The sequence below is a fragment of the Mesorhizobium erdmanii genome, from assembly GCF_013170725.1.
Classification (GTDB): Bacteria; Pseudomonadota; Alphaproteobacteria; order Rhizobiales; family Rhizobiaceae; genus Mesorhizobium; species Mesorhizobium erdmanii.
The window spans coordinates 729,368-751,964 of the sequence record NZ_CP033361.1 but is presented as its reverse complement, the minus strand read 5'-3'; the positions used below and the strand labels follow the sequence as shown (position 1 = coordinate 751,964).

Below are 22,597 nucleotides of genomic sequence, written 5' to 3'. Positions count from 1 at the left end.
CAAGCCCGAACACGATCATCATTGCGGCCCCCTGGAAGTGTCAGTCGCCGTAAGGCACCCAGACATTCTTCACCTCGATGGCGCGGCGCAGGAAAGCATCGCCGGCCGCCTCGTCCGATGCCCAGTCCAGGGTGCGGCCATTGCCGCTCCAGACGCGCTTGAGGTTGCCGATGGAGTCTGCCTCCGCCTTGGCGCAGGTCTCGGCATCGGCGAACACCCACAGCCCGTCGACATCGTCATGCTTGGCCAGCACGCCAGCCAGCTTGACGCTGCGTCCGGTGACGATGTTGATGGCGCCGGCCGGAACGTCGGAATACTCGATCACCTGATAGAGGTCGGTGGCGAGCAGCGGATAGCGTTCGGAGGGCACGGCGACCACCGTGTTGCCCATGGCCAGCGCCGGCGCGACCAGCGAGATCAGGCCAAGCAGGGGTGAGGTATCCGGCGCGACGATGCCGACGATGCCGACCGGCTCGTGCAGCGCCAGCGTCACCGCGCGGGCCGGCGGCTGGTGCACACGGCCTTCGAACTTGTCGGCAAGGCCGGCATAGAGGAACAGCCTTTCGATCGATTGGTCGACTTCTTCCCGCGCGGCCTTGGCATTGGCGCCGGTGAGCTCGCCGAGGCGGGCGGCAAATTCGCCGGCGCGGCCCGAAAGGTTTTCGGCCAGGTAATAAAGCACCTGGGAACGGTTGTAGGCGGTCGCTTCCGGCCAGCCCTTGCAGGCGCGGGCAGCGGCGACGGCGTCGCGGATGTCCTTGCGATTGCCAAAGCCGACTTCGCCGGCGAGCTTGCCCTTGGCGGTGGCGACGGCCAGCGAATAATTGCCGTCCGGCCGCACCTGCTTGCCGCCGATGAACAGTTTTGCCGTGCGGTCGATGGCTGAGCCATCGGCCTGCTCGACCGGCTGCGCGGAGGTCGCCATGGGCTTGATGACCGGGCCGAGCGGCAGTTTTGCCGCGAGATATTCGAACATGCCCTCGCGCCCGCCCTCGCGGCCGAAACCGCTTTCGCGATAGCCGCCAAAGCCGCAGGCGGCGTCGAACATGTTGGTGCCGTTGACCCAGACGACGCCAGCCTTCAATTGCGGCGCGACATGCAAGGCAAGATTGACATTCTCGCTCCATACGCTCGCCGCCAGGCCGTAGCGGGTGTTGTTGGCAAGCTCGATCGCTTCCTCGGTGTTGCGGAAGGTCATGGTCGCGAGGACCGGCCCGAACACCTCCTCCTGCGCCAGGATATTAGCCGGCGAAACACCAGTGGCGAGCGTCGGCAGATGATAGTAGCCGGACGATGGCAGCGCCGCATCCGGCTGCCAGCAGACGGCCCCTTGCTTGGCGCCTTCGGCGACGAGGCCCTTGACCCGGTCGAGTTGTGTCAGATCGACCAGCGGGCCGATATCAGTGTTCTTGTCGAGCGGACTGCCGACCCGCAGCCGGCTCATCCGCGTCTTGACCTTGGCGATCAAGGCGTCGGCGATGCCTTCCTGCACCAAGAGCCGCGAGCCGGCGCAGCAGACCTGGCCCTGGTTGAACCAGATGCCGTCGACCAGGCCTTCGACGGCGCTGTCGAGATCGGCATCCTCGAAGACGATGAAGGCCGACTTGCCGCCAAGCTCCAGCGACAGTTTCTTGCCCGAGCCGGCGGTTGCCTTGCGGATGATCTTGCCGACTTCCGAAGAGCCGGTGAAGGCGATCTTCTGGATGCCGGGATGGTTGACGATCGCCGCGCCCGCTTGCGGTCCGCCCTGGACGATGTTGACGACGCCTTTCGGCACGCCGGCGCGCTCGCAGATTTCGGCGAACAGGATCGCTGTCAGCGGCGTGAATTCGGCCGGCTTCAGCACCACCGTGCAACCGGCGGCGAGCGCCGGCGCGACCTTCCAAGCCAGCATCAGCAGCGGGAAATTCCACGGGATGATCTGGCCGACGACGCCGACGCCCTTATGGCCGGGAAAATCCCTGTCCAGCGCCTGCGCCCAGCCGGCATGGTGGATGAAATGCCGGATCGCCAGCGGCACGTCGATGTCGCGGCTTTCGCGGATCGGCTTGCCATTGTCGATCGACTCCAGCACCGCGAACAGGCGCTGATGGCGCTGCATGGCGCGGCCTATGGCATAGAGCACCTTGGCGCGCTGGTAGCCCGAGGATGCCGCCCATTTGGGCAGCGCCTTGGTCGCGGCCGAAACCGCCGCGTCGATATCGGCCGCACCGGCGTCGGAAACCTTGGCCAGCAGCTTGCCGGAAGAGGGCTCGCTGGTCTCGAAGGTCTTGCCGCCGCTGGCCGCCTTCCAGCCGCCGTCGATGAACAGCGCCTTGCCGAAATCGCGCGCGGCAAGCCACGCATCGGCCTCGTTGCGGGCTTCCGGCGCCGGGCCGTACTCCATGGCGTGATAGCGGTCGAGAATGTTCATGGGGTGCCTCCTTCACCCTTCCCCTTGATGGGAAGGGTCGATCGGCCAAGCCGATCGGGGTGGGTGCTCAAGCCATTGCGTGGCGGTGATTGGCCGAATAATGCCCGGTCAGATGATGCTCGAGCTGCCGTTCGATGTCGGTCAAAAGGCTCGATGCGCCGAAGCGGAACAGTTCGGGCTCCAGCCATGGCCGGCCGAGCTCTTCCTTCATCAGCACCAGCCAGTCGAGCGAGGCTTTCGCGGTGGAGATGCCGCCGGCCGGCTTGAAGCCGATGAAAAAGCCGGTTTCCTCGAAATAAGCGCGGATGGCGCGCACCATGGCGAGGCCGACGGGCAGCGTCGCGTTGACGCTTTCCTTGCCGGTCGAGGTCTTGATGAAATCGGCGCCCGCCATCATCGCGACCATCGAGGCCAGCATGACGTTGCGCAAAGTGGCGAGGTCGCCTGTGCCGAGGATGACCTTCAGATGCGCGTCACCGCAGGCGGCGCGCATCGATACGATCTCGTTGTAGAGCTCCCGCCACTTGGCGCCGAACACCAGCCCGCGCGGAATGACGACGTCGATCTCGTCGGCGCCGTCGCGCACCGAGGCCTCGATTTCCTGCAGCCGGGTCGACAGCGGCGCCAGGCCGTGCGGAAAGGCGGTTGAGACGGCGGCGACATGAATGCCGGTGCCGCGCACGGCGTCGACCGCGGTGGCGACGAAGGGATGATAGACGCAGACCGCCGCCGGCCGGATGGTTTCACCTGATATGCCGAGGCCTTCGACGATGTCGCGGCGGAACGGGTTGATCGCCTTGGCGCAGAGCCGGCGTACGCGCTCCTCGGTATCGTTGGAATTCAGCGTCGTCAGATCCATGCAGGCGACGGCGCGCAGCAGCCAGGCCGCCTGGTTGTCGGCCTTGATCGAGCGCCGCTTGGTCAGGCTGGCAACGCGGCGTTCCAGCGCCGAGCGGTTGACGGAGCGCACCGATTCCATGAAGCCGAGATCGAGCTTCATGCCGGGATTGCGCGCGATGCGATGGTCCAGCGCTGTCGCGATGTTGGCGGCGGCGCGGGCCGGCAGCGGCGTCACCTTGGTGCCAAGATCGGCTTCGCGGATTGTGCTGCTCATCTCCTGCCCTTTCATTCAGCGACTTGCGCTTGATGTCTTTGTGCACGTCAGTTTTCCGGCACGCACAAAGATAGCCCGTGAAGTCGTGCTTCACGAGTCCTCAAGCGAGGGATAGCTGAAAAAGGCCGCAAAAGCAGCTGGTTTTTGACCGCATGGTCAAAATGCGGGCTTGAAGTGTCGGCATCAGGCCTCAGCCGACGAAGGCGCGCTCGACGACGAAAGTCGCGGGATGGCTGAGCGAACCTTCCTGGAAGCCGAGGTTTTCGGCCATCTCCTTGACGTCCTTCAGCATATGCATCGAGCCGCAGATCATGATGCGGTCGGTGTCCGGATTGAGCTTGTCGATGCCGAGGTCGGAATAGAATTTGCCGGAGCCGATCAGCGCGGTGATGCGGCCCATGCGAGCCGATTCTTCGCGGGTCGTCGAATTGTAGAGCGTGACGCGGCCTTCGGTGAGCTCGCCGATCAGCGGGTCGCTTTGCAGCGCCGCCACCAATTCCTGGCCGTAGATCAGCTCGGCATTGTCGCGGCAGGTGTGGGTCAGGATCAGCTGGTCGAACTTCTCGTAGGTGTCGGGATCGCGCAGCAGGCTGGCGAAGGGTGCGATGCCGGTGCCGGTCGAGATCATGAACAGTCGCTTTGCCGGCGTCAGCGCATCGATCACTAGCGTGCCGGTCGACTTCTGGCGCATGATGACGGTATCGCCGACCTGGATCTTCTGCAGTTCCGAGGTCAGCGGGCCGTCCGGCACCTTGATCGAGAAGAATTCCAGTTCCTCGTCCCAGGCCGGGCTGGCCACCGAATAGGCGCGAAACACCGGCTTCTCGGCATTGGGCAGGCCGATCATGACGAACTCGCCAGAGCGGAAGCGCAGCGACTGCGGACGGGTGATGCGGAACGAGAACAGGCGGTCGGTGTAATGCTTCACCGAGACGACGGTCTGCGCGTAGACATTGGCCGGTATGGGAAACTGCAGCGGGCGGGCGCCGGCGGTGTCGAAGGCGGATGTGGTGTTCATCAAATCCAACTTTCTGGCCTGACCGAGGACGCGGGCGCCAAACTCTTTCCTGCGCGCCCGGACCGTTCAGGTCCCGGCGTGCTGCTCGCACACTCCAAAGCGGTAAGCTCTTGTGTCCGAAGTTTATTAGTATACAAACGATATTTGCGTCAAGATACCGCCGCGAAACACCTTTCCAAACTGCGCCATATCCGTAGTCCCAGCATTTCGGGTTTCGACAATGAAAGAGAATTTTTCGGTGCGGCCGCCGGATTCCCTGGGCAGCGTCGTTGCCGGCATCGATGTCGGCGGGACCTTCACCGACCTGCTTCTGATCGACGGCAAGGACGGTGGCAAGGTGTATCTGGCCAAGACCCCGACGACGGTCGACAACCAGGCCTTCGGCGTCGTTTCGGCACTCGGCGCCACCGGTTTTGCGATCGATGGTATCGACCTCATCGTGCATGGCACGACGACGACCACCAACGCCGTGCTGGAACGCAGGCTGGCCAGGACCGGCATGATCACGACGCGCGGCTTTCGCGACGTGATCGAGTTGGGCCGGCGCACGCGGCCGCAAGCCTATGGCATGACCGGCACCTTCGTCCCCGTCATCCCACGCAATCTCCGGCTCGAGGTGGCGGAGCGCGTCGAGGCCTCGGGCGCGGTGCGCACGCCGCTCGACGAAGCCGGAATGCGCGAGGCGGTGAAGGCACTGATCGCGGTCGGCTGCGAATCCCTCGTCATCCATTTCCTGCATTCCTACGCCAACCCCGCGCATGAGCGCCGTGCCGCCGAGATCGCCGCCGAACTTTGGCCGAACGGCTACATCACCACGGGTCATGCGCTGCTGTCGGAAGCGCGCGAATTCGAGCGCGGCGTCACCGCCTCGGTCAACGCCTCGGTGCAGCCGATCCTCGAACGCTATGTCGAGCGGCTGCGCAAGGAACTGGCCGCCAAAGGCTATGCCCGCGACTTCCTGATCATGAACGGCAATGGCGGCATGATCTCGGCCCGCTTCGTCACACGTGAATCGGCCAAGACCGTGATGTCCGGCCCGGCCTCCGGCGTCATCGCCGCCGCCTATACGGGCAAGCGCGCCGGCTTCGAAAACCTCGTCACCTACGACATGGGCGGCACCTCGACCGACGTGGCGCTGATCCGCAACGCCGAGCCGGCTGTCTCCAACGAGATCGAGATCGAATATGCCATGCCGATCCACGTGCCGATGGTGGCGGTGCACACGGTCGGCGCCGGCGGCGGCTCGATCGCCCGCGTCGACGCGGCCGGCCTGATCCAGATCGGCCCAGAAAGTGCTGGCGCCAATCCCGGCCCGATTTGCTACGGCCGCGGCGGCCTGGAGCCGACCATCACCGACGCCAATCTGGTGCTTGGCCGGCTGGCGCCGAAGAAGCTGCTGGCGGTAGAAAACCCGGTCACCGTCGAGCGCGTCACCGGCATCTTCGAAGAAAAAATAGGCAAGGCCACGGGACTGTCCGGCGTCGAAGCGGCGGGTGCGGTGCTCAAGCTCGGCAACATGAAGATGGCCGGCGCCATCCGCATGGTCTCGGTGTCGCGCGGCCATGACCCGCGCGATTTCGCGCTGTTCGCCTTTGGCGGCGCCGGGCCGCTGCATGCGACAGCCCTAGCACGCGAGCTCGGCCTGCCCCGGGTGCTGGTGCCGGCGCGGCCCGGTATCACCAACGCGCTCGGCTGCGTCGTCGCCGATTTGCGCCATGACTTCGTCAACACCATCAACCAGCCGGTCGCCGTGCTCGACGAAGCCCAGCTTCATCAGGTATTGGAACGGCACCGGAACGAAGGCGAAGAGCTGATCGGCAAGGAAGCGGTGAAGCCGGAGACGATCCGCGTCACCCACTCCGCCGACATGCAGTTCGTCGGCCAGACCCACATCATCAACGTACCGCTGCCGTCCTCGACGGTGGCCCGCAACCAGCTGCAGGCACTGTTCGAAAAAGCCTATTTCGCCCGCTTCAAGGTTGAACTGCCGGAGATTCGCGCCAATCTCGTCAATCTCAACACCTCGGTGACCGGCGTCAGGCCGGCGATCGACCTGTCGCGGCTGATCGACCCCGCCGGGCGCGCCAAGACGCTCGACGAGGCGCGGCGCGAAATCCGGCCCGTCTGGTATGCCGGACGCTGGCACGACACGCCGGTTTATATCAGGGAAAAACTGCCGCTCGACGCCATCATCGAAGGGCCGGCGATCCTCGAACAGATGGACGCCACCACCGTGCTTGAACCCGGCGACCGGGCTCGCTCGGACGCCGACGGCAACATCATCATCGACATTGGCGAGGCGTGAAATGCCTGACATTGATATGGCAAAGCTCGACGCCATCACGCTTTCGGTCCTCCAGGCTGCGCTGCAGCAGGTTTGCGACGAGATGGACCTGACCTTTTCGCGCGCCGCCTTCTCGCCTGTGATCGCCGAGGCCAACGACCGTTCCGACGGCATCTATTCCGCGGTCGACGGCTCGCTGATCGCGCAAGGCAGCCAGGGCCTGCCGGTGTTCGTCGGCGTCATGCAGTATTCGACCAAAACGGTGATCGAGATGATCGCCGATGGACGCTGCCTGGCCCCGGAGCCCGGCGATATCTACATCGTCAACGATCCCTATCTCGGCGGCACCCATCTCATGGATGTGCGTTTCGTCATGCCGGTCTACCGGGGCGGAAAGATCTTCTGCTGGCTGTCCAATACCGGCCATTGGCCCGACATTGGCGGCTCGGTGCCGGGTGGCTTCTCGGCTTCCGCGACCGCGGTCGAGCAGGAAGGCCTGCGGCTGCCGCCGGTAAAACTGTTCAAGAAGGGCGTTCTCGACCCTGAAATCTACGCCATCATCTGCTCCAACATCCGTGTCGCCGACCAGCGCATCGGCGACATCAGGGCGCAGGCCGCCGCGCTGCTGATCGGCCAAGACCGGCTCAACGGAATCCTGGATCGTTACGGAGACGAAACAGTTAGCGAGGCCATAGCCGAACTGCGCCGCCGCGCCGCCGAACAGATGCGCGTCAACATTGCGGCCATTCCCGACGGCACCTATCATTCCAAGGCCTTCGTCGATTCCGACGGCGTCGTCAACGAGCCGCTGACCATTGCGCTTGCCGTCGAGAAGAGCGGCGAGACGCTCACCTTCGATTTCGCCGGTTCGTCAAAACCTTGCGCCGGGCCGATGAACAGCGTGCTGGCAACGACGCTCTCGTCGGTCTACCTCGCCATGCGCCATATCTTCCCGGATGTGCCGATCAGCGCCGGCGCTTTCGAGCCTCTGATCGTCAAGCGGCCGGAAGGCACCTTCCTCGATGCGAAATATCCGCGCCCCGTCTCGGGCTGCGCGGCCGAGGTCTCACAGCGCATCGCCGAGGCGGTGTTTGCGGCCATGGTGCAGGCACTGCCCGACAAGGTGACGGCGGCACCCGCCGGCTCCAGCGGCAATTTCGCACTCGGCGGCAGCGATCCGGTGCGCGGCCGCGACTATGTCATGTACCAGATCTCCGGCGGGGGCTATGGCGGCAATGCCAGCCATGACGGCCTGACCAATGGCTGCTCGACCATCGGCATTTCCAAGTCGCCGCCGGTCGAGATCATGGAGCAGGCCTTTCCGGTGCTCTACCGCCACTATGCCTTGCGCGAAGGTTCGGGCGGCGCCGGCAAGCATCGTGGCGGCTTCGGCCTCGCCTATGAGGTCGAGATCCTGCGTGGCGATGCCCGCGCCTCCTTCGTCATGGATCATGGCCGCTTCGGCCCGCAGGGCGCGCTCGGCGGCAAGGACGGCGAGCCAAACATCGTCATCGTCTTCCGTGGCGGCGTGGAGCATGTGCCGCCGCATCTGTCCAAGGAGCAGGACATTCCACTGAAGGCCGGCGACCGCGTGCGCGTCGGCACGCCGGGCGGCGGCGGCTATGGCGATCCGTTCCAGCGTGACGCCGATCAGGTACAGCGCGATGTGGCGCTGGGATACTATACCCCGGAGGAAGCCAGCCAAAAATTCGGCGTGGTCCTGTCGGCGGGTGATCTCGCCGTTGACCGGGCGGCGACGGGCAGGCAGCGCGCCGGCTAACGACCACTATTGGTCATCGCGCGGGTCGCTCCCGCGCCGTGATCGCCGCAGCCCATGTCGTTTCCGTCTCCGCCGAAAGCACCAAAGCCCGTAGACTTCTGTTGCTCAACGGGGATCTGGAATATGCGTCTTTTCGGTCGTTTCGTGCTTGCCGGTTCCGTCGCTCTTACGCTTGCCACCGGTGCCGCCAGCGCGCAGGACAAGAAACTCAGGATCGGCACGGAGGGCGCCTATCCGCCCTTCAACTACGCCAGTGCCGACGGCACGCTAGGCGGCTTCGACATCGATCTAGGCAAGGCGTTGTGCGCCGAAATGAAGGCCGATTGCGAGTTCATCGTGCAGGATTTCGACGGTTCCATTCCCGCACTTCAGGCCGGCAAGTTCGATGCCATCATCAACATCACCATCACGCCCGAGCGGGCCGAGAAGGTCGAGTTCACCCACAAGTACTACCAGACGCCGCCGGCCATCGCCGTGCCGAAGGATTCGACCATATCAGGCACCTCGCCGGACGATCTGAAAGGCAAGGCGCTCGGCGTGCAGACCGCCACCATCCACCAGAAATTCGCCGAGCAGAAATATGCAGGCTCGACCGTCAAGGCCTATCCGACCGGTGACGACGCCCGCACCGACATGGCCAATGGCCGGCTCGACGCGATGATGGACGGCTCGATCATCCTGACCGAATGGCTGAAGAAGCCCGACGGCGCCTGCTGCAAGCTGCTTGGCACGCTGACGGCCGATCCGGCCATCCACGGTCCTGGCGTCGGCATCGCGCTGCAGAAGGGCAACAAGGAACTGGCCGACAAGTTCAATGCCGCCATCGACGCGCTGCGCGCCAACGGAAAATACAAGGAAATCAACGACAAGTACTTTGCCTTCGACGTTTACGGCAACTGAGAACGACAACAGATACTATCGGCGGCGCCGCCCGCGCTGCCGTTTTCATGAATGATGGAGACCTCTTTGGCTGAGCGGCGTTCCCCCTTCTACGGCAGCATTGTCGGGCTCGGCGCGACGATGGGTCGGGTCGGCGGCGATTTCATCTCGGCCAAGTATTATTCCAGCATCGCCGACGAGCACCTGAACACCCGTAAGAATGTCGGCGTCCAGGATCTCAGCACCATGGGCAAGATGGACATCAAGGGGCCGGACGCCGAGGCGCTGGTCAATCATGTCATCGTCAACGACGCCGCGGCCATAAAAGCGGGCCAGGTCCGCTATTCCACGATCTGCCGCGACGACGGCGGCATCATGGACGACCTCACCGTGTTCCGGCTGGCGCCAGAGCATTTCATGCTGGTCACCGGCTCGGTCAACCGGCTGAAGATGCTGCCTTGGTTGCAGCATCACGCGCAGGGGCGCAGGGCCTATGTCACCGACATCACCGCGGCGATCGCCTTCCCGACCATCCAGGGCCCGCGCTCGCGCGACCTGTTGAAGGCGCTGGTCTCGGATGCCGATCTCGATGGTCTGAAACGCTGGGCGTTCACATCGGGCCATGTCAATGGCACCCGCGTCCTGATCTCGCGCACCGGCGTGACCGGCGAACTCGGCTTCGAACTGTTCGTGCCGGCCGACGAAGCGGCCTCCGTCTGGGACGCGTTGATGCGGGCCGGCAAGGACTTCGGCCTGAAGCCCTATGGCGTCCTGGCTATGTTCACGCTCGGCCTGGAAAAGGCCTATCCGGCGCATGGCATCGACATGGACGAGACCCGCACGCCGTTCCATGTCGGCCTCGACCGCTGGATCAAGTTCGACAAGGGCGATTTCGTCGGCCGTGAAGCGCTGCTCAAGATCCGCGACAAGGGTCTCGATGAGCGTTGGACCGGCTTGATCCTCGATGGCGACAGACCGGCCGCGACGGATGCCCGTGTGCTGGCCGACGGCGAGGATGCCGGCATCGTCACCTACAGCGACCACGGCTATTCCCTCGGCAAGGTGCTGGCCACCGCGCATCTGCGGCTGCCCTTCACCGCGATCGGCACTGAGGTCAGCATCGTCATCGACGGCAAACCGACCCGCGCGGTGGTGGCGCCGATGCCGTTCTTCGATGCGGAAGGGGCGAGGCTGCGGGGTTAACCGCTTTCGTTGACGGGCGGCCTGCCCGGGCGATTGGCGACGATACCCGTCACTTCGTCATCCTCGGGCCTCCGCGACGGAACTTCGTCCTGGATGACGACCCAACTCATTACCTCGCTGATCCCGGTGCCCAACATCAGTCCGCACCACCCGTCGATGTCGACCCTGGTGTCGCGATTGGTCGAATACTCGATGGAGAAATGCGGCACCGCCCTCGTTCCCTGTATGGTGTATTGTTTTAATTAACGCGCTAATTATATGCAGTGTCACCCAAGCCAAGTCTTGCATCGCTCTTGGCGCGAAGATACGGGATGGGAGGATCGGGTTTCGCGCGCGATTCATCGGGGTGGAAATCCGCTGAACGCCGCACTGTCGGGGACACTGCTTCTTGCTGCCAGAAAACACCCGCCGCTCCCTGCCGATGGCGCTGCTTCATGCCCGCGAAGCGGTGATGGCGCGGTTTCGTCCGATGCTCGCCGCGCATGACGTCACCGAACAGCAATGGCGCGTGCTGCGCGTGCTGAGCGAGGCCGGCCCGGTCGAGGCGACCGAGCTTGCCGAGCGCGCCTCGGTGCTGCCGCCCAGCCTGACTCGCATCATCAAGGCGCTCGAGGGCCGAAAATTCATCACCCGCAACAAGGCGGAAGGCGACGGCCGTCGCGTCGTCCTGACCATCGCCCCGGCCGGTTCCGCCCTGATCGACGCCCTGTCGCCGGAGCGCCGCGTCATCTACGACGATATCGAACAGCGCTTCGGCCACGAGAAGCTGGAGCAACTGCTCGATCTCCTGGAGAGCCTGATCGGCGGCGAGAGCTGAGGCTTTTCGATCCCTGAGCGCGGCGTTAACGCACCGCCCGGCGCACAGTGCGGCATGGCTAAGGCGAGCCCACGCACTTTCCCGCTTGACTGACTGGCCGGACTGAATACCCTAAGGCGAAATACCGGCTCTGATCGCCGGGCGGCAAATATGCCTCGTATGCCTCGCCCTTTTCGGCGCTGGCTGCGGGGCATTGTCATTTCTGGGGTCCTGTTTGAAACGGCGCATCGAGATCGGCATCCTGTATTCCCGCTCGGGCAGCTATCAGCTGATCTCCGATGCGTGCCGCATGGGCGCCATGCGCGCCATCGCCGACATCAATGCCGATCGCGGCTCGGGCATCGAATTGGTGCCGGTCGAGCGCGATCCGCAAAGCAATGCCGACCGCTACGCGACGCTGTGCGAGGACATTTTCAAGACGAGCAGCGCGCGTCATGTCGTCGGCTGCGTCACCTCCTGGAGCCGCAAGGAGACGATCCCCGTGCTGGAGAAGGCCGGCGGAATGCTCTGGTATGCCTGCCCCTATGAGGGGTTCGAGGCCAACGAGCATGTCGTCTACATGCACGCCTGCCCTAACCAGCACCTGGTGCCGCTGATGGCCCATGTCGTGCCGCGCTTCGGCGCCAACGGCTTCCTGCTCGGCTCGAATTACATCTGGGGCTGGGAGATGAACCGGGTCGCGCGAGACCTCATCGCCGATGCCGGCGGCAAGGTTCTGGGCGAGCGCTATCTACGCATCGGCGAAACCGATGTGTCGCGCCTGATCGGAGAGATCCGGGCGACGCGGCCGAATTTCATCCTCAACAATCTGATCGGCACCTCGTCCTACGCCTTCCTCGCCGCCTATCGCGATCTGGGCAACGAGGATGCGGCTTTCCGTCCGGAAAACTGCCCCGTCATCTCCTGCAACCTCACCGAGGGCGAGCTGCCGGCGATAGGCGAGACGGGACGGGGGCATTTGTCGGTCGGACCCTACTTTGCACCGCGGCCGGCAGCCTTCGCCTCATCCTTCGAGGCCTCGGCTTACGCGTCCGTGCAAGTGATGGCCGATGTGCTGTCTCGCGATCCTGACGCCGGCCCGGCGGAGTTTTCCAGGGCCTTCGCCGAGCAGCGCTTCTCCACCCGGCTCGGACCGATCACCATCGATGCCCGTTCCCAGCACGCGACGCTGCCGGTGATCATCGGCAGGATCGCCGATGGCTTCTTCGAGGTCGTCAGCCGTGAGGATGAGGTGGCGCCGGATCCCTATCTGTCGCGCTACGATCCGGCCAAGACATTCGGCCGTCCGCGCCTGCGGGTGGTGTCGTGACCCGGACGCCGCGCATCCCCAATCTCGGCGGCGCCAGGGCCTTCATCCTGCATCGTCCGCATCCGACGGTGCAGGCCATCACCCGGCAATTGTCGGCCATCGGCCTGGTCGCGCTCGACTGCTGGCCGGAACTGCCGCCCGAGGCGCTGGCCGCCGATTTCGTCTTCTTCGATACCGATCTCGGTTTCGACGAGCAATTCCCATGGAAGCCGGGCGAAGCGCCGATGCCGCTGGTGGCGCTGATCGGCTCCGAGGCGCCGGGCCGCATCGAATGGGCACTGTCGCACAAGGCCGACGCGCAACTCTTGAAGCCGGTCGGCAATGCCGGCGTCTACAGCGCGCTGTTGATCGCTCGCCAGAGTTTCGAAGCGCGAAAACATTTAGCCGGCGAAATTTCTTTGCTGCGACAGCGCGTCGCCGAGCGCCAGACCATCGTGCGCGCGGTGGCGGCGCTGTCGAAAGGCTCGGATGATGAGCGCGCCTACGCGCAATTGCGCTCGCTGGCAATGAGTTGGCAGATCAGTGTCGAGGACGCCGCGCGCCGGATCGTGGCGATGACCGATGAGGTCAAGACCGGGGAAGAGAGCGGCGATGACCAGTCCCATCGCGCCTGATCTGCCGGCAACAATACGCATGCCGGCCAAGCCGCGCGCCGGAGTCTGGCGCCGGCTGGTCAAGCGCCGTCTGGCTTTGCTCGGCCTGGTCATCGTTGCCATCGTCGTCGCCGGCGCGGTGCTGGCGCCCTGGCTGACCGGCTATGATCCCAACGAGCAGATGTTCGACGGCCTTACCATCGAGGGTTCGCCGCTGCCGCCGGATGCCAAATTCTGGCTCGGCACCGACCTGCTCGGACGCGATCTCTTGACCCGCATCCTCTATGGCGCCCGCACCTCGCTGATCATCGGCATCGTCGCCAATGGCGTGGCGCTGCTGATCGGCACGCTGGTCGGTGTCACCGCCGGCTATTTCCGTGGCTGGATCGGCAGCGCGCTGATGCGTTTCACCGATCTGATGATGGCGTTCCCGGCGCTGCTGCTGGCCATCTGCCTGGCGGCGGTTTTCCAGCCGAGCCTGTGGATCGTCGCCATGGTCATCGCTCTGGTCAACTGGGTGCAGACCGCGCGCGTCATCTACACCGAGACCTCCTCGCTCGCCGAACGCGAGTTCATCGACGCCGAACGCACCATCGGCGCCGGCGCGCCGCGCATCCTGTTTCGCCACATCCTGCCGCATCTGCTGCCGACCATCATCGTCTGGGGCACGCTCGGCATTTCGACCACGGTGCTGCTGGAGGCGACGCTCTCCTTCCTAGGCATCGGCGTGCAGCCGCCGACGGCATCCTGGGGCAACATCATTTTCGAAAACCAGACCTATTTCCAGGCCGCACCCTGGCTGGTGTTCTTCCCCGGCGCCGCGATCCTGGCGCTGGCGCTGGCCTTCAACCTGATCGGCGACGCGCTGCGCGACATCCTCGATCCGACGCAGCGAGGGCGGGAATAATGGGGAGCCGGTCATGATCGCCTATCTCGGCCGCCGCCTGATCCAGTCGGCTCTAATCCTGCTCGGCGTCTCGCTGATCACCTTCGCGCTGCTCTATCTCCTGCCGGCCGACCCGGTGCGCCAGATTGCCGGCCGCAGCGCAACGCCGCAGACGGTCGAGAACATCCGCCAGCAGCTCGGTCTCGACCAGCCCTTTGTCGTCCAGTACTGGCGCTATCTGACCAAGCTCGTCAGCGGCGATCTCGGCCGCTCCTATATCCAGCGCTCCGAAGTCACCGAACTGATCGTCTCGCGGCTGCCGGCAAGCCTGTTGCTGATGGTCGGCGCCATACTGTGCGAGCTGCTGATCGGGCTCTCGATGGGCCTGATCGCCGCCGTCAAGCGCGGCACCGCCACCGACCAGACCTTGATGGTCGCTTCCTTCGTTGGCGTCTCGGCGCCGCAATTCGTCGTCGGTCTCTTGCTGCTCTACGTCTTTGCGGTGCGGCTCAGCTGGTTTCCGATCGGCGGCTACGGCACCTGGCGCCATCTGGTGCTGCCGTCGCTTACGATGGGCATCCTCGGCGCCGGCTGGTACGCGCGCATGATGCGCTCGTCGATGATCGACGTGCTGCGCCAGGATTATGTCCGCACGGCACGGGCGAAAGGCCTGGCGCGCGGCGCCATCATTTTCCGCCATGCGCTGCCCAACGCCATCCTGCCGGTCATCGCCATGATCGGCATCGATATCGGCATCTTCATGGGCGGCATCGTCGTCGTCGAAAGCGTGTTCGGCTGGCCCGGCATCGGTCAGCTCGCCTGGCAGGCCATCCAGCGCGTCGACATTCCGATCATCATGGGCGTCACGCTGGTCTCGGCCTTCGCCATCGTGCTCGGCAACCTCTTGGCCGACATCATCGCGCCCTTCATCGACCCCCGTATCAAGCTGAGATGAGCCTCAAATTCGGATGAAACCAAGAAAACAAACAGAGAAAGGGAACACGAAATGAAGAAATTTCTGGCCTCCACCGTCGCTGCATCAGCGCTGGCGCTGATGCTCGGCATGGCAAGCGCCCGCGCCGAGGACACCATCGATCCCAACGCCAAGCAGGGCGGAGAGATCATCGCCACCTATAAGGACGACGTCACGACGCTCGACCCTGCCATCGGTTATGACTGGCAGAACTGGTCGATGATCAAGAGCCTGTTCGACGGGCTGATGGATTACGAACCGGGCACGACCAAGCTCAAGCCCGATCTTGCCGAAAGCTACGAGATTTCGCCCGACGGCAAGACTTTCACCTTCAAGCTGCGCCATGGCGTCAAATTCCACAATGGCCGCGAGATGACCGCCGACGACGTGAAGTACTCGCTCGACCGCGTCACCAACCCGAAGACGCAGAGCCCCGGCGCCGGCTTCTTCGGTTCGATCAAGGGCTATGACGACGTCGCCGCCGGCAAGGCGCAAAGCCTCTCCGGCGTCACCGTCGTCGACCCCTACACCGTCAAGTTCGAGCTAAGCCGGCCCGACGCCACCTTCCTGCATGTCATGGCCATCAATTTCTCGCATGTCGTGCCGAAGGAGGAGGTGGAAAAATACGGCGCCGATTTCGGCAAGCATCCGGTCGGCACCGGTGCCTTCAAGCTCGCCGAATGGACGCTTGGCCAGCGCATCGTCTTCGTGCGCAACCCGGATTACTGGCACAAGGGCCTGCCGCATGTGGACAAGATCACCTTCGAGGTCGGCCAGGAGCCGATCGTGGCGCTGCTGCGCCTGCAGAAGGGCGAGATCGATCTGCCCCTCGACGGCATTCCTCCAGCCAAATTCCAGGAGGTGATGTCCGACCCCGAGCAGAAGGCGCGCGTCGTCGAAGGCGGGCAGTTGCATACCGGCTATATCACCATGAACACCACCATGGCGCCCTTCGACAATGTGAAGGTGCGCCAGGCCGTCAACATGGCGATCAACAAGGCGCGCATCATCCAGATCATCAACGGCCGTGCGGTGCCGGCCAACCAGCCGCTGCCGCCGTCGATGCCGGCCTACGACAAGGCGTTCGCGGGCTATCCCTATGACGTCGCCAAGGCCAAGGCGCTGCTTGCCGAGGCTGGGCATCCCGATGGTTTCGACACGCAGCTGTTTGCCATGAACACCGACCCCAACCCGCGCATCGCCCAGGCGATCCAGCAGGATCTGGCGGCGATCGGCATCAAGGCCAGCATCCAGGCGCTGGCCCAGGCCAATGTCATTGCGGCCGGTGGCGACAAGGCCGGCGCGCCGATGATCTGGTCCGGCGGCATGGGCTGGATCGCTGATTTCCCGGACCCCTCCAACTTCTATGGCCCGATCCTCGGCTGCGCCGGTGCGGTGCCGGGCGGCTGGAACTGGTCGTGGTACTGCAACAAGGATCTCGATGCCAAGGCGGCTGAGGCCGACTCGATCGTCGACCCGGCGAAGTCCGAGCAGCGCTACAAGATGTGGAGCGACATCTACGCCAAGATCATGGCGGACGCACCGTGGGCGCCGGTCTTCAACGAGCAACGCTTCACCATGAAATCCGCGCGCATGGGCGGCGCCGACAATCTCTATGTCGACCCGGTTCACGTTCCGATCAACTATGACAATGTGTACGTAAAAGATGTGCAATAACTGCGACTACACCATCCACGGGCGCCATCACCATTTCGGCTGGGACAATTCCTTTGCCCCGGCTGAGCGGGTGGCGCCCGGCTCGACCATCGAGTTCCAGTGCCTCGATTCCTCCGGCGGCCAGTTGCAGGCCGGCAGCACGGTCGCCGACATCGCCAAGCTCGACTTCGCGCAGATCAACCCGGTGACCGGGCCGATCTTCGTCGAGGGCGCCGAGCCGGGCGACGCACTCAAGGTGACGATCGAGATGTTCAAGCCGTCCGGCTTCGGCTGGACGGCCAACATTCCGGGCTTTGGTCTGCTCGCGGACGACTTCAAGGAGCCGGCGCTGAACATCTGGAAGTACGACGCGGCTTCGCTCGAGCCGGCGCTGTTCGGTAGACAAGCGCGCGTGCCGCTGAAGCCGTTTGCCGGCACCATCGGCAATGCGCCGGCCGAGAAGGGTCTCCACTCGGTGGTGCCACCGCGGCGCGTCGGCGGCAATCTCGATATCCGCGATCTCGCCGCCGGCACCACGCTCTATCTGCCGGTGGAAGTGGCGGGCGCGCTGTTCTCGGTTGGCGACACGCACGCCGCGCAGGGCGACGGCGAGGTCTGCGGCACCGCGATCGAAAGCCCGATGGACGTCGTGCTCAAACTCGACCTGGTCAAGGACGCCAGGCTGAAGACGCCGCGCTTCACCACGCCAGGCCCGGTGACGCGGCATCTCGACGCCAAGGGCTATGAGGTGACCACAGGAATAGGCCCGGACCTGATGACCGGGGCGAAGGAAGCGGTTGCCCAGATGGTCGACCTCATCTCCGGCCGCTACAAGATCGATCCGGTCGAAGCCTACATGCTGGCCTCGGTTTGCGGCGATCTCAGGATCAGCGAGATCGTCGACATGCCGAACTGGGTGGTGTCGTTCTACTTCCCACGCTGCGTGTTTGAATGAGAGGTCTGCGCCGCACCCCCCTCTGCCCTGCCGGGCATCTCCCCCTCAAGGGGGGAGATCGGCAGTTGCATCCGTGCCGCACAAGACATCTCGGACTCCTGCCCTTGCAATGACCTCGACCCCCGAAACAATCCTCGACATCGCCAACCTCTGCGTCTCCGTGCGCGGCGAGGATGGCTCGCGCGAGGTCGTCTCCAGCCTGTCGCTGACGCTCAAGCGTGGCGAAACGCTCTGCATTGCCGGCGAATCCGGCTCCGGCAAGTCGATGACCGCGCTGGCAATCATGCAGCTCTTGCCGCAGCCGGCCGGGCGTATTTCGTCAGGCCAAATCCGGCTCGGCGACACCGAGCTAACCAGCCTCGACGAACGCCAGATGCGCCGCATTCGCGGCGACCGCATCGCCATGATCTTCCAGGAGCCGATGACCTCGCTCAATCCGGTGCTGTCGATCGGCCGGCAGCTCACCGAATCCATCGAGGCCCACACCAGCCTGTCGCAGGCCGAGGCCCGCCAGCGCGCCATCGAGGCGCTGAAGGCGGTGCGCATTTCGGAAGCTGAAAGCCGGCTAAAGCAGTTTCCGCACGAATTGTCGGGCGGCATGCGCCAGCGGGTGATGATCGCCATGGCGCTGGCGCTCGAGCCCGACGTGCTGATCGCCGATGAGCCGACGACGGCGCTCGACGTCACCGTGCAGGGCGAGGTGCTGGAACTGTTGCGAGACCTGCAGCGCCAGCACGGCACCAGTGTCATCCTCATTACCCACGACATGGGCGTGGTCGCCGAAATGGCGGATCGCGTCATCATCATGCGGCAGGGCTGCATGGTCGAGGAAGGCAAGACATCGGACATCTTCGCCCGGCCGCGGGCCGACTATACGCGCGAATTGCTGGCTGCCGTGCCGCGCATCGGCGGCGGTGTCGGCCGCCAGAAATCCAGGGAGCCGACCGAGGTTTTGAAGCCGGCAAACGTCGCCGACGTCAAGGACCTGCATGTCCGCTTCGACCTGCGCGGCGGCGTCTTCGGCCGGGTTAACCGGCGTGTTCACGCTGTCGAGGGCGTCAGCTTTTCCATCGCGCCCAACGAGACGCTGGCGCTGGTCGGCGAGTCCGGCTGCGGCAAGTCGACCACCGCCAAGGCGTTGGCCGGGTTGGTGCCTTACGGCGGCGACATCGTCATCGGCGGACGCAATCTCTCCGGCCTTGGCCGTGACGAGCGCAAGGCGGTACGCCGCGACGTGCAGATGATCTTCCAGGATCCGTTCGCCTCGCTCGATCCGCGCATGCGCGTCGGCGACCTCGTCGCCGAGCCGCTGGTCATCCATGGCATTGCCTCGCGGGAGGAGCGGCTGAGCCGGGTGGCGACGCTGTTCGAGCGCGTCGGCCTGTCAGCCGATCAGATGGAGCTTTATCCCCACGAATTCTCCGGTGGCCAGCGCCAGCGCGTCTGCATCGCGCGAGCTCTCGCCTTGCGGCCGAAACTGATCATCGCCGACGAAAGCGTGTCGGCGCTCGATGTGTCGGTGCAGGCGCGCGTGCTTGACCTGCTGAAGGAATTACAGCGCGAGTTCGGCGTCGCCTATCTCTTCATCTCGCACGACATGGCGGTGGTCGAGAATATCTCCGACCGCGTCGCCGTCATGTATCTCGGCCAGATCGTCGAGATGGGTACGCGCGACCAAGTGTTTTCCAACCCGCGCCATCCCTACACCAAACGGCTGATCGAAGCCGTGCCGGTGCCAGACCCGGCACAGCGCAGAAGCCGCTTCGCTCGCCTCGACCAGGAAATCCCGAGCGCCACCCGCAGGATCGGCGATGCGCCGCTGAAACTGTCATTGCTGGATGTTGGCAACGGGCATCTGGTCGCTGCCGAAGGCTAATGCATGTCGCCCAGAAGTGACCTCGGTTCTGGGAGAACGACATGCACAAAAAAACAAAGACCTAAAGCGCGCCGCATGAATCCGTTTCGACGCGACGCGCTTTAGGCGCGGATCGCTTCGTCGGCAAAAAGGGCGGACGCGCCGGCAGGTTGGATCCGATACTTGGCCCGGGCAGCAGGCGCTTCCACCTTAGCCCGCGAGCCCATAACAGCCGCGCTCCACCGCCAGCCGTTTTACCAGCGCCGACACCGCATCGATGGCCGGCGTCGGCTTCCCCACCAGCCGGCCAAGCTCCTGCACCGCACTCACCAGCGCGTCGATTTCCATCGGCCGGCCGCGCTCCAGATCCTGCAGCATCGAAGTCTTGTGCTCGCCGACATCGCCGGCGCCCTTGATGCGGCGGTCGACCCCGATCGGAAAGCGCACGCCGAGGCTTTCGCCGATCGCCTGGGCTTCCAGCATCATGGTTCGGGCAAGCGTACGGGTGCCCTCGTCGGCGACGATTGCCGCAAGCGTGCTGCCGGTCAGCGCCGAGATCGGGTTGAAGGAGAGGTTGCCCCACAGCTTCACCCAGATTTCGCTGCGGATGTCGTCGCGCACCGGCGCCTGCAGCCCCGCCTTGACCATTTCCTCGGCCAGTTGCGTCACCCGTTCGCTCTTCTCACCCGAGGGTTCGCCGAGCGAGAAGCGCTTGCCTTCGACATGGCGGATAAGGCCGGGCGCATCGACCTCGGCCGCGGGGTAGACGACCGAACCGATGACGCGCTCCGGCCCGATCCGCTGCCAGATCGCGCCGCCGGGATCGACCGTGTTCAGCCTGGTGCCCTCGAGCGGCCCGCCCACCTTGTGGAAATACCACCAAGGCACGCCGTTCTGCATGGTGACGACGGATGTGTGCTCCCCGAGCAGCGGCGCGATCTGGTCCAGCGCCGGGGTGAGGGAATGGGCCTTCAGCGCCAGCACGACAATATCCTGCACGCCGAGTTCATCCGCCTTGGCGGCGGCGCGGACGGGGGCGGCCGCTTCCTTGCCGTCCTCGATCAGGCGAAGTCCGCTGGTCCTGATCGCCTCGAGATGGGCGCCACGCGCGACGATCGAAAGATCGGTCCGACCGGCCACGGCAAGCTTGGCCGCGAGATAGCCGCCGATCGCGCCGGCGCCAAAGATGGTGATCTTCATCGTCAAAGCCCGAGTTTGGCGGCCAGCCCGATGCGCTGCAGCTTGCCGGTCGCACCCTGGGGGATCTCGTCGAGGATCAGCACCTTGCGCGGCACCTTGAAGTCGGCGAGCCGCGTGGCTGCATGGGCGCGTATATCGCTTTCGCTCGCGCTCATCCCTTCACGCAGCACGACCGCCGCCGCCACCTCTTCGCCAAGCTTGTCATGCGGCATGGCGAAGGTGACGACCTGCGCCACCGCCGGATGGTCCATCAACACGTCGTCGACCTCGAGTGGCGAGATCTTTTCGCCGCCGCGGTTGATGATCTCCTTCAGCCGGCCGGTGACGCGCAGATAGCCATCCTCGTCGAGCACCCCCTGGTCGCCGGTGTGGAACCAGCCATGCGCGAAGGCCGTGGCGTTGGCGTCCGGGTTCTTCTCGTAGCCCGCCGTTACATTGGGGCCGCGAATGACGATCTCGCCGGTCTCGCCGGGGCTCATCAGCCGCCCGTCCGGCGCCATGACGGCGACCTCGGGCCCTGCGGAAGCGCCGACGCTGCTGGGCTTGCGCAGGCCAGGCGGCAGCCGGTTCGAGGCCATCTGGTGGGCGGCCTCGGTCATCCCGTAGGATTCGATCACCGGACAGCCGAAGGTTCTTTCCAGTTCGCCCATCACTTGCGCCGGCAGCGATGCCGAGGACGAACGGATGAAGCGCAGGCGCGCCGCCGCCAGCACTTCGGCATTGCGCGCCGCCCGTGGCAGGATCGCCTGGTGCATGGTCGGCACCGCCGTGTACCAGCTCGGCCTGGCGTCGCTCAGCCACTGGAAGAAGCGCAGCGCGTTGAAGCCCGGCGTGCAGTAGATGCTGCCGCCCGCAGCCAGCGACGACAGCACCGCCGCGATCAGGCCGTGAATGTGGAACAGCGGCATGATGTTGAGGCAGCGGTCATCGGCGGTCAGGCCGAGCGTCGCGCCGATATGGCGGGCGGAGGCCGCCACATTGGCATGGCTGAGCGGCACCAGTTTGGGCCGCGATGTCGTCCCCGAAGTGTGCAGCAGCAGCGCGATGTCGCCATCACCTGCCATATCGGAAGCCGCGTGCGGACCGGCCGCCGCGCCCTCGATGGTGAAACTCCCGGCCGGGGCGCTTGCCGGCACCACCAGCCGTAACACGGCAATGCCGAGCCGCTCGGCCACCGTCACCGCCGGGCCGTTCTCATCGGCGGAGACCAGGATCGCCTTGGCGCCGATGTCGGAGAGATAGAAATCCAGTTCGTCGGCCCGGTAAGCGGGGTTGAGCGGCGCCGTCGAGGCGGCCGCCGCCACCGCGACGAAGCTTGTCGCCATCTCCGGCCCGTTCGGCAGCACGATCGCCACCCGGTCGCCCCGGCCGATGCCGAGTTCATGCAGCCGTTCGGCGGTGGCCGCGATCAGGCCGCGCAGCCCGCCATGGGTCAGCGTTGGCCTGTCCGGCGCCAGGATGGCTGGTGCGTTGTCCGCCCCGGCGACGAGGCGGTGGGAAAGGTCCAGGTGGGTTTCAGTTTGGGTCATGGTCACCGACTATGTTTCAAACGACTGCTTCCAGAAAGTCCGGTAGATCTCTTTTGCCTTTACGGGGGGAAGGTGCGGGCAGATGGATGAACGGCAGCGCCAACGCTTTCGCTTGCCTGCCATTCCCGTACCA

General features: G+C 64.9%; 18 protein-coding genes. 12 read left to right on the top strand and 6 right to left on the bottom strand.

The genetic code is table 11. The features are described from left to right. Positions 1-40: 40 nt before the first annotated feature. The 3 genes from EB233_RS03505 to EB233_RS03495 form a co-directional block, all read right to left on the bottom strand. Positions 41-2,413 carry an aldehyde dehydrogenase family protein gene (locus EB233_RS03505; RefSeq protein WP_064990065.1) on the bottom strand — a complete coding sequence of 791 codons (2,373 nt, stop codon included), beginning with the start codon at positions 2,411-2,413 and terminating at the stop codon, positions 41-43. A 67-nt stretch (positions 2,414-2,480) separates the two neighbouring features. Next, the gene (gene deoC, locus EB233_RS03500) at positions 2,481-3,527 is read right to left on the bottom strand and encodes a deoxyribose-phosphate aldolase (protein ID WP_064990681.1); all 1,047 of its coding nucleotides are present in this window, start codon (positions 3,525-3,527) and stop codon (positions 2,481-2,483) included. 190 nt (positions 3,528-3,717) lie between these two features. After that, a complete protein-coding gene (locus EB233_RS03495; protein ID WP_027052854.1) occupies positions 3,718-4,545 on the bottom strand; it encodes a ferredoxin--NADP reductase in 828 nt (275 codons plus the stop codon). Between the two features lie 220 nt (positions 4,546-4,765). Between EB233_RS03495 and EB233_RS03490 the strand changes: the two genes are divergently transcribed. The 4 genes from EB233_RS03490 to EB233_RS03475 all read left to right on the top strand — a co-directional run bounded on the left by EB233_RS03490 (position 4,766) and on the right by EB233_RS03475 (position 10,691). After that, the gene (locus EB233_RS03490; RefSeq protein WP_064990066.1) at positions 4,766-6,850 is read left to right on the top strand and encodes a hydantoinase/oxoprolinase family protein; all 2,085 of its coding nucleotides are present in this window, start codon (positions 4,766-4,768) and stop codon (positions 6,848-6,850) included. A gap of 16 nt (positions 6,851-6,866) precedes the next feature. Next, positions 6,867-8,609 (top strand): hydantoinase B/oxoprolinase family protein, encoded by a 1,743-nt coding sequence (locus tag EB233_RS03485; RefSeq protein ID WP_064990682.1) that lies wholly within the window; start codon positions 6,867-6,869, stop codon positions 8,607-8,609. A 123-nt stretch (positions 8,610-8,732) separates the two neighbouring features. Further along, positions 8,733-9,509, top strand: a complete 777-nt coding sequence (locus EB233_RS03480) for an ABC transporter substrate-binding protein (protein WP_064990067.1) — start codon at positions 8,733-8,735, stop codon at positions 9,507-9,509. Between the two features lie 51 nt (positions 9,510-9,560). Then, positions 9,561-10,691 carry an aminomethyl transferase family protein gene (locus EB233_RS03475; protein WP_064990068.1) on the top strand — a complete coding sequence of 377 codons (1,131 nt, stop codon included), beginning with the start codon at positions 9,561-9,563 and terminating at the stop codon, positions 10,689-10,691. On the opposite strand, the gene EB233_RS03470 is transcribed toward EB233_RS03475, so the two are convergent. Next, positions 10,688-10,900 (bottom strand): hypothetical protein, encoded by a 213-nt coding sequence (locus EB233_RS03470; RefSeq protein ID WP_064990069.1) that lies wholly within the window; start codon positions 10,898-10,900, stop codon positions 10,688-10,690. The genes EB233_RS03475 and EB233_RS03470 overlap by 4 nt on opposite strands. A gap of 212 nt (positions 10,901-11,112) precedes the next feature. On the opposite strand from EB233_RS03470, the gene hpaR reads away from it, so the two are divergent. The 8 genes from hpaR to EB233_RS03430 all read left to right on the top strand — a co-directional run bounded on the left by hpaR (position 11,113) and on the right by EB233_RS03430 (position 19,756). Further along, on the top strand, positions 11,113-11,508 hold the full coding sequence (gene hpaR / locus EB233_RS03465) for a homoprotocatechuate degradation operon regulator HpaR (RefSeq protein ID WP_244277731.1): 396 nt from the start codon (positions 11,113-11,115) through the stop codon (positions 11,506-11,508). Positions 11,509-11,722: 214 nt separating this feature from the next. Further along, positions 11,723-12,817 (top strand): transporter substrate-binding protein, encoded by a 1,095-nt coding sequence (locus tag EB233_RS03460; RefSeq protein ID WP_064990071.1) that lies wholly within the window; start codon positions 11,723-11,725, stop codon positions 12,815-12,817. Beyond that, the gene (locus EB233_RS03455) at positions 12,814-13,431 is read left to right on the top strand and encodes an ANTAR domain-containing response regulator (protein WP_064990072.1); all 618 of its coding nucleotides are present in this window, start codon (positions 12,814-12,816) and stop codon (positions 13,429-13,431) included. The genes EB233_RS03460 and EB233_RS03455 overlap by 4 nt, the downstream gene beginning before the upstream one ends. Then, complete coding sequence (locus tag EB233_RS03450; protein ID WP_064990073.1) at positions 13,409-14,317, top strand: ABC transporter permease; 909 nt, start codon at positions 13,409-13,411, stop codon at positions 14,315-14,317. Before EB233_RS03455 ends, EB233_RS03450 begins: the two co-directional genes overlap by 23 nt. A 13-nt stretch (positions 14,318-14,330) precedes the next feature. Beyond that, complete coding sequence (locus EB233_RS03445) at positions 14,331-15,251, top strand: ABC transporter permease (RefSeq protein WP_064990074.1); 921 nt, start codon at positions 14,331-14,333, stop codon at positions 15,249-15,251. 51 nt (positions 15,252-15,302) lie between these two features. Beyond that, positions 15,303-16,946, top strand: coding sequence for an ABC transporter substrate-binding protein (locus tag EB233_RS03440; protein ID WP_064990075.1), 1,644 nt, complete (start codon positions 15,303-15,305; stop codon positions 16,944-16,946). Continuing rightward, complete coding sequence (locus EB233_RS03435; RefSeq protein WP_064990076.1) at positions 16,936-17,880, top strand: acetamidase/formamidase family protein; 945 nt, start codon at positions 16,936-16,938, stop codon at positions 17,878-17,880. The genes EB233_RS03440 and EB233_RS03435 overlap by 11 nt, the downstream gene beginning before the upstream one ends. Before the next feature lie 109 nt (positions 17,881-17,989). Next, the gene (locus EB233_RS03430) at positions 17,990-19,756 is read left to right on the top strand and encodes an ABC transporter ATP-binding protein (protein ID WP_064990077.1); all 1,767 of its coding nucleotides are present in this window, start codon (positions 17,990-17,992) and stop codon (positions 19,754-19,756) included. A 189-nt stretch (positions 19,757-19,945) separates the two neighbouring features. Here the strand turns inward: EB233_RS03430 and EB233_RS03425 are convergent, their stop codons facing one another. Both EB233_RS03425 and EB233_RS03420 read right to left on the bottom strand, forming a co-directional pair. Further along, positions 19,946-20,935 carry a 2-dehydropantoate 2-reductase gene (locus EB233_RS03425; RefSeq protein WP_064990078.1) on the bottom strand — a complete coding sequence of 330 codons (990 nt, stop codon included), beginning with the start codon at positions 20,933-20,935 and terminating at the stop codon, positions 19,946-19,948. 2 nt (positions 20,936-20,937) lie between these two features. Then, the gene (locus EB233_RS03420) at positions 20,938-22,464 is read right to left on the bottom strand and encodes an acyl--CoA ligase (RefSeq protein ID WP_064990079.1); all 1,527 of its coding nucleotides are present in this window, start codon (positions 22,462-22,464) and stop codon (positions 20,938-20,940) included. Positions 22,465-22,597: the final 133 nt, after the last annotated feature.

Bases quoted from the DNA above. Each gene is read 5' to 3' on its own strand.
- EB233_RS03425 (WP_064990078.1), bottom strand. From the start codon at position 20,935: ATGAAGATCACCATCTTTGGCGCCGGCGCGATCGGCGGCTATCTCGCG.
- EB233_RS03505 (WP_064990065.1), bottom strand. From the start codon at position 2,413: ATGAACATTCTCGACCGCTATCACGCCATGGAGTACGGCCCGGCGCCG.
- EB233_RS03485 (WP_064990682.1), top strand. From the start codon at position 6,867: ATGGCAAAGCTCGACGCCATCACGCTTTCGGTCCTCCAGGCTGCGCTG.
- deoC (WP_064990681.1), bottom strand. From the start codon at position 3,527: ATGAGCAGCACAATCCGCGAAGCCGATCTTGGCACCAAGGTGACGCCG.
- EB233_RS03495 (WP_027052854.1), bottom strand. From the start codon at position 4,545: ATGAACACCACATCCGCCTTCGACACCGCCGGCGCCCGCCCGCTGCAG.
- EB233_RS03430 (WP_064990077.1), top strand. From the start codon at position 17,990: ATGACCTCGACCCCCGAAACAATCCTCGACATCGCCAACCTCTGCGTC.
- EB233_RS03445 (WP_064990074.1), top strand. From the start codon at position 14,331: ATGATCGCCTATCTCGGCCGCCGCCTGATCCAGTCGGCTCTAATCCTG.
- EB233_RS03490 (WP_064990066.1), top strand. From the start codon at position 4,766: ATGAAAGAGAATTTTTCGGTGCGGCCGCCGGATTCCCTGGGCAGCGTC.
- EB233_RS03480 (WP_064990067.1), top strand. From the start codon at position 8,733: ATGCGTCTTTTCGGTCGTTTCGTGCTTGCCGGTTCCGTCGCTCTTACG.
- EB233_RS03440 (WP_064990075.1), top strand. From the start codon at position 15,303: ATGAAGAAATTTCTGGCCTCCACCGTCGCTGCATCAGCGCTGGCGCTG.
- EB233_RS03475 (WP_064990068.1), top strand. From the start codon at position 9,561: ATGATGGAGACCTCTTTGGCTGAGCGGCGTTCCCCCTTCTACGGCAGC.
- EB233_RS03435 (WP_064990076.1), top strand. From the start codon at position 16,936: ATGTGCAATAACTGCGACTACACCATCCACGGGCGCCATCACCATTTC.
- hpaR (WP_244277731.1), top strand. From the start codon at position 11,113: ATGGCGCTGCTTCATGCCCGCGAAGCGGTGATGGCGCGGTTTCGTCCG.
- EB233_RS03450 (WP_064990073.1), top strand. From the start codon at position 13,409: ATGACCAGTCCCATCGCGCCTGATCTGCCGGCAACAATACGCATGCCG.
- EB233_RS03420 (WP_064990079.1), bottom strand. From the start codon at position 22,464: ATGACCCAAACTGAAACCCACCTGGACCTTTCCCACCGCCTCGTCGCC.